General features: G+C 44.3%; 5 protein-coding genes. 2 read left to right on the top strand and 3 right to left on the bottom strand.

Going from position 1 to position 6,105, the window contains the following annotated elements; translation table 11 throughout:
• Window positions 1-958: 958 nt before the first annotated feature.
• Both R7Z10_RS20675 and R7Z10_RS20670 read left to right on the top strand, forming a co-directional pair.
• Window positions 959-2,530 carry an ABC-F family ATP-binding cassette domain-containing protein gene (locus R7Z10_RS20675; protein WP_025768822.1) on the top strand — a complete coding sequence of 524 codons (1,572 nt, stop codon included), beginning with the start codon at window positions 959-961 and terminating at the stop codon, window positions 2,528-2,530.
• A complete protein-coding gene (locus tag R7Z10_RS20670; RefSeq protein ID WP_042523691.1) occupies window positions 2,527-3,684 on the top strand; it encodes an MFS transporter in 1,158 nt (385 codons plus the stop codon). Before R7Z10_RS20675 ends, R7Z10_RS20670 begins: the two co-directional genes overlap by 4 nt.
• A gap of 74 nt (window positions 3,685-3,758) precedes the next feature.
• On the opposite strand, the gene fis is transcribed toward R7Z10_RS20670, so the two are convergent.
• The 3 genes from fis to prmA form a co-directional block, all read right to left on the bottom strand.
• Window positions 3,759-4,055 (bottom strand): DNA-binding transcriptional regulator Fis, encoded by a 297-nt coding sequence (gene fis / locus R7Z10_RS20665; protein WP_000462885.1) that lies wholly within the window; start codon window positions 4,053-4,055, stop codon window positions 3,759-3,761.
• Window positions 4,056-4,078: 23 nt separating this feature from the next.
• The gene (gene dusB, locus R7Z10_RS20660; RefSeq protein ID WP_005382505.1) at window positions 4,079-5,047 is read right to left on the bottom strand and encodes a tRNA dihydrouridine synthase DusB; all 969 of its coding nucleotides are present in this window, start codon (window positions 5,045-5,047) and stop codon (window positions 4,079-4,081) included.
• A 139-nt stretch (window positions 5,048-5,186) separates the two neighbouring features.
• Window positions 5,187-6,074, bottom strand: a complete 888-nt coding sequence (prmA, locus tag R7Z10_RS20655; RefSeq protein ID WP_005382507.1) for a 50S ribosomal protein L11 methyltransferase — start codon at window positions 6,072-6,074, stop codon at window positions 5,187-5,189.
• Between the last annotated feature and the right edge of the window lie 31 nt (window positions 6,075-6,105).

The following is a 6,105-nucleotide window of genomic DNA, read 5'->3' as shown; positions in this document are numbered from 1 at the left end:
AGTCCCGTCCACTCCGCCACTTATATTAAGCCTCAGTCGAAAGACTGAGGCTTTTTTCGTTTTGGTTCCCCGACTTACCTTAAACCCACTTTCGTATTGAAACCTTGCATCGAGAGGCCGGCTTCCCTCTGGCGATGCTTTCTAAGCCCTATATGAGTGAAGTGGAACTCAGTTTTGTGTGGTTTCTACTGAACCGGGTCCTAGTATCGAGCGCTAGTTCTCAGCCCTTGTGCTTACTTACCAAAGCTTCCTTTATTATTACCTGGAAAATTTATTCACTAGGTTATGTTATTTTCGGGGGAGATTTCTCTGCTTTAGATGTTTTGATTTAGCCATAGGCGCTTATTAATATAAACTCAGCGCATTTAAAACTTTCCAAACATGGATTTTGTTTTGTCGACCTATTTAAGCCAGTGTCTTAAAGTATATTCGCTACTTCTTCCCTCTAACCCTCTCCAACCTTCAAAGCCACCACTACGTACGTATAACGTGAGCGGTATAGGTGCTTTCATAGCTGTGTTTGCTGAGTAAGCAGTTCACCTGGCACATTGACTGAGGAAAAGTCTTCTTTCTGTGGACCTTCGTGTAAGTCACGATAGTTTTAATAATTATCTGGTACTTTTTATTCTAAAGGTGTACGCTTCACATCGAATATTTTTTCGACAGTAAATCATGTTATATCTCTTGTTTAAAAGCTTTGTAAGAAGGCTGAACTCCATGCAAAAAACGCGATGAAGTGTTGCTCGGAGTCTTAAATTAATCTTCATCAGGTGTTTTATGTGTGGGTAGCTTCGCTGAAGTTATACGCAGGAGCTTGTACACCTGATAAAAGAGAAGAGATGGCCGGTGATATTTCATCATCGGCCTTTTTGTATCTGTTAAGCAGCTACAAAGCATTACCCAGTATTGAAATAAGGGCCGGTATTGATCACCGGCCCTTTTTTATTTGGTTGAAAACATGAGTATTTTACAAGTTAAAAATTTGTCTTATCAGATAGCTGATAAGACGTTATACAACAACGTAACCTTTCGTATTAACGTGGGAGAGAAAATAGGTATCACCGGAGCGAATGGTGTTGGAAAAAGCACCTTATTAAAATTGCTTATTGGTGAATTATCTGCAGATAAGGGCTGCATTGACTGGTTACCAAACCTTGAGGTGGGGTATTTAGAGCAACATTTTAAGATGGATAATGCGCTGACGGTTTATGAATGCTTAAAGAGTGCTTTTGAGAACTTATACGCTGCCGAGCAGAAGCTTTGGACTTTGTATCAGGCGATGACCGAGTCTCACTCTACATCTCTTTTAAGCCAAGTCGCTCGGCTACAGGCATATTTAGAAGATGAAGACTTCTATGCAATTAATACCAAAATTGAACGAGTTGCTGTAGGTCTTGGTATTTATCAATTTGGCTTAGATACACCGCTTGTCTCGCTAAGTGGTGGTCAAAGACACAAAGTCCTTTTAGGCAAGTTGTTACTTCGCAACCCCGATGTGTTAATTCTTGATGAGCCGACAAACTATCTTGATGCTCCGCACATTGAATGGCTAGTCGCGTTTCTCAATGATTACATTGGCACCGTTTTACTGGTTTCTCATGATATTGATTTCCTTAATCAAGTAGCGACCAGTGTTTGTGATATTGATTATCAAACGGTTCGAAAATACAGCGGTACTTATGTCAAAGCAATGCAGCAAAAGCAGCACGACGGTGCTTTATTAGAAAAGCAATATAAGGCTCAGCAAAGTGAAATTCGAAAGTTAGAGAAATTTATTGCCCAAAATGGTGCAGGAGTTAACGCCAGTCTTGCTAAAGGGCGTAAGAAGAGACTGGATAAAATCGAACGTATTCAACTGAATCATGTAGAGAAAGTATCGACGTTTGACTTTGCTTACCAGCCCATTGAGCAACCGAATGTGGTTGAGGCAAAAGCGTTGATGATCGGTTATCAGCAGCCTCTGCTTCCAGTATTTGATATCACGTTAGCGCGCGGGGAAAAGTTGGTTGTTGCTGGCTTTAACGGCGTGGGTAAGTCGACCTTACTTAAAACCCTGATGGGGAAGATCGAGCCACTCTCTGGTGAGGTGGTATTGGCAAAAGGTGCAATGATTGGTTATTTTTCTCAAGATTTGTCTTGGCGCCATCCTCAGAACACGCCTGAACAGGAGCTGTGCTCTTGTGCGCCAACAATCTCAAGCAAAGAATCACGCAAGCTATTAGCTCGCTTTGGGATTACGGGGGATAAGACGCAGCGCCACTTAGATACATTGAGCGGTGGTGAGCAAACTCGGGTGAAGTTGTGTTGTTTATCGGTTCAGAAATGCAATGTTTTGCTGTTGGACGAACCAACAACACACTTGGATAGCAGCAGTAAAAATGCGCTTAAAGAGGCTCTCCAGCGCTTTTCCGGTAGCGTGATTGTGGTATCTCATGAGAAGGCATTTTTGCAATCTTGGCCTGATAGAGTTTTAGATATTTCGTTGCTCACTTGTGCTGAATCGGAAACAGAACAGGAGGTGGAGCTATGATGCAGTCCATGATCCTATTTCTCGTTGCTTTTCTTGTTGGTGCTGATGAGTTGATGCTTGGATCTATTCTTGAACCTATCGGAAATGATTTAAGTGTTCAACCGAGTCAGGTGACCTTATTTATTACGGCATATAGTTTAGCCATAGCAATTTTCGCTCCTTACTTGGGTCGTTTATCAGACCGAGCTGGGCGTATTCGTATCATGGTGCCTGCTTGCTTTGTATTTGGGGTTGTGCCTATTACGACGGGCATAGTTCATGATTTTGAACTTGCTATTGCAACTCGTGTGATCACTGGTATTGCAAGTGCAGGCATGTTACCAATTGCATTCGCGTTAGCGGGAGACGCGAAGGGTAATAGAGCGATGCGTCAAATTGTGATGGTTCAGGCGGGATTAACGCTAGGTATGATAACTAGCCCGGCGATCGGAGCATTGTTGACCCAGCTTTTATCATGGCGTGCCGCTTTTATTATTTTGGGCGTTGCGGCTCTTCTTGTCAGTGCCATGAGCGTAGTGTTCATGAACAACAAGCATAATGAGTCCAAGAAGTCAGATACTCTGCCACCTATCGCAGACGTCATTCATCTTCCAGGCGCGTTGAGAGCGATTCTAGCGATGTGTTTAGGCCTAGGGGGAGGTATTGGTGTATTTAACCTGATAGGCCTCCATATTCGAGATACCAGCGAGTTGGCGCTCGGTTGGGTGGGCGCTATTTATGCTGCTCTAGGGATCGTTAGTGTGGTTGGAAATATGTGCGTGGGGAGAGCTTGCTGTTGGCTTGGTAGCTCTCGAGCCGTTATGCGAGTGGCTTTAATGGTGTGCATACCTTGCAGTGCATGGGTGTTCTCAAATGAGATGAGTACGGTGACCGCTTATCTTCCAGTTCTAGTGCTCTGGTCTCTCGCTGGAGGGGTTGGTTCTCCGGCATTACAAGCACATATCGCAAGCTTATCTGATGAATATCGAGGTGTGTTAATGTCTTTTGGAATGAGTATGATGCACTTTGGTGTCGCGATTTGGTCTGCCTTGGCGGGCTTCGCGTATTCTGTAGGCAATGAATGGGTCGCTTTCGTGGCTTTCCTATTGTTTGGCTCAGCAGTAGTTATCTTAAAGCCAGTTGGTAATACTGAACAAAGTGAGCGTTATTCGTAGTGTTTTAGTAGATAAAGAAAAGCCGTTACCTAAAAAGGTAACGGCTTGTTCCAAATACTTTTTGAAAAACGGTCTTAGTTCATGCCGTATTTCTTAAGTTTCTTGCGAAGAGTACCGCGGTTGATACCCATCATAGTTGCTGCGCGAGTTTGGTTACCGCGAGTGTACTGCATGATAGTATCTAGTAGTGGCTGTTCAACTTCAGCTAGAACTAATTCGTATAGTTCTGTTACTTCCTGGCCGTTTAGTTGAGCAAGGTAGTTTTTAAGAGACGCTTTAACAGAGTCACGTAAAGGCTTCTGAGTAATCTGGTCTTGTGACGTTACTGTAGTTACTGTTAATGCTTCTGAAGTCAGATTTTGTTCGAACATATTCGGTCTAGCTCTTCTCTTAATTATGATGCAACGTTATCAAAATAACCTTCTAACGCCTCAATTTGCAGCGGAGCTGCGTCGATAGCGTTGAAGGTACGGCGAAACTCACTTGCCTGTTCATGCTCTTTCAGGTACCACCCAACGTGCTTGCGCGCGATACGTGGACCTAAGAACTCCCCATAAAATTCATGCAGAGCATTTACATGACCAAGCATAATGGTTTTCACTTCCTCAGTTGGAAGTTCCTCCATTGTGGTGCCGTTTTCCAAATAGTGATGGATTTCCTGGAAAATCCAAGGACGACCCTGGGCAGGGCGTCCAATCATTAAAGCGTCCGCACCGGTGTACTCCAGTACAAATTTGGCTTTCTCCGGGCTATCGATATCACCGTTCGCGATAACCGGAATTGAAATCGCCTCTTTTACCGCTTTAATGCTGTCATATTCGGCCTCACCTTTGTACATACATGCTTTCGTTCTGCCATGCAGAGCAAGAGCTTGTATGCCGCAGTTTTCGGCTAATTTAGCGATCTGGACACAGTTCTTGTTGTCTGTATCCCAGCCAGTTCGAGTCTTTAACGTTACAGGAACGTCCACTGCATTCACGACCGCTTTCAAAATCTCTTCGATAATGTTTGGGTATTGAAGCAGAGCAGAGCCCGCTAGCTTCTTATTCACTTTTTTTGCCGGGCAGCCCATGTTGATGTCGATGATTTGTGCACCGTTCTCAACACTGAATTGAGCTGCATCCGCCATAAGCTGTGGATCGGAACCCGCAATCTGTACAGAGCGAATGCCCGATTCGCCCTCGTGTACCATGCGCTGTTTCGACTTTGACGTTCCCCATAGCTTTGGGTTAGCAGACATCATTTCACTGACGGCCATTCCCGCACCATAGCGAAGACACAACTCGCGAAACGGTCTATCCGTTACACCAGCCATAGGGGCTACGATTAGATTGTTCTTAAGTTGATAGTTTCCGATTTTCAAAACGTCATCACAGTTCTGTACCAGCAAGGGCGCGCATTTTACGCATTTTTTCACTGCGTGAAAAGACTAATATTTGAGCATTTACAAATTGTTTTTGTAAATTGTATGAATTTCAAACAATTAGCTCTGAAAACCTTGTCTAGCCTTGCTTACGACCAGAGATGCGACACCATTCACTTTGCTCAACAATCGGGTCAATGTGAAGCTCGTCACGGTAATAGTTCGCAACATCTTCAGCTTGGGTGTCTAATACGCCAGACATTGCAAGGTCGCCATTTGGTTTAACTAGGCCTTTAATGATTGGTGCAAGTTCACGTAAAGGTCCTGCAAGGATGTTGGCCACAACGACGTCAGCGACGAGACCTTCAGGTTGATTTTGCGGTAAGTAAACTTCTAGTTTGTCTGCAACGCCATTACGCTCAGCATTGTCTTTTGAAGCAAGCAGGGCTTGAGGATCAATATCGATCCCTATCACTTTTTCAGCGCCCAGTTTGATCGCTGCGATCGCAAGAATACCTGAGCCACAACCGAAGTCGATAACGGTCTTACCGCTTAAGTCCATGCTTTCTAGCCACTCAAGACAAAGTGCTGTTGTAGGGTGAGTACCCGTACCGAATGCAAGGCCTGGATCCAACATAACATTAACAGCGTCAGGATCTGGAATGTCGCGCCAGCTTGGACAAATCCATAGGCGTTCACCAAATTTCATTGGGTGGAAGTTTTCCATCCATTCGCGTTCCCAGTCTTTATCTTCAAGCTGTTCTACTTTGTAAGCAAAATTGTCAGCCAGCATATTGCTCGCTTTAATTTGGTCGATGATGAAGTTAGTGTCTGCTTCTGCATCATACAGTGCCAGAATATCAGTATCGCCCCATAAGCGAGTTTCGCCAGGTAGAGGTTCGAATACAGGTGTATCCTGCGCGTCTAAGAATGTAACAGACAGCGCGCCAGTCTCTTCCATTAGCATATCGCCGATTTGCTCAGCGTTTTCATTGGTCGCGTTGAGTTTGATTTGAATCCAAGGCATTGGTTTTTGCTCTTAAAGTGAATGAAGTGGC

Origin of the sequence: Vibrio sp. Vb1018 (genome assembly GCF_033338775.1) — a bacterium.
In the GTDB taxonomy this organism is placed as follows: domain Bacteria; phylum Pseudomonadota; class Gammaproteobacteria; order Enterobacterales; family Vibrionaceae; genus Vibrio; species Vibrio alginolyticus.
The sequence above is the reverse complement of the archived record's forward strand: the minus strand, read 5'-3'. Positions and strand labels throughout refer to the sequence as shown.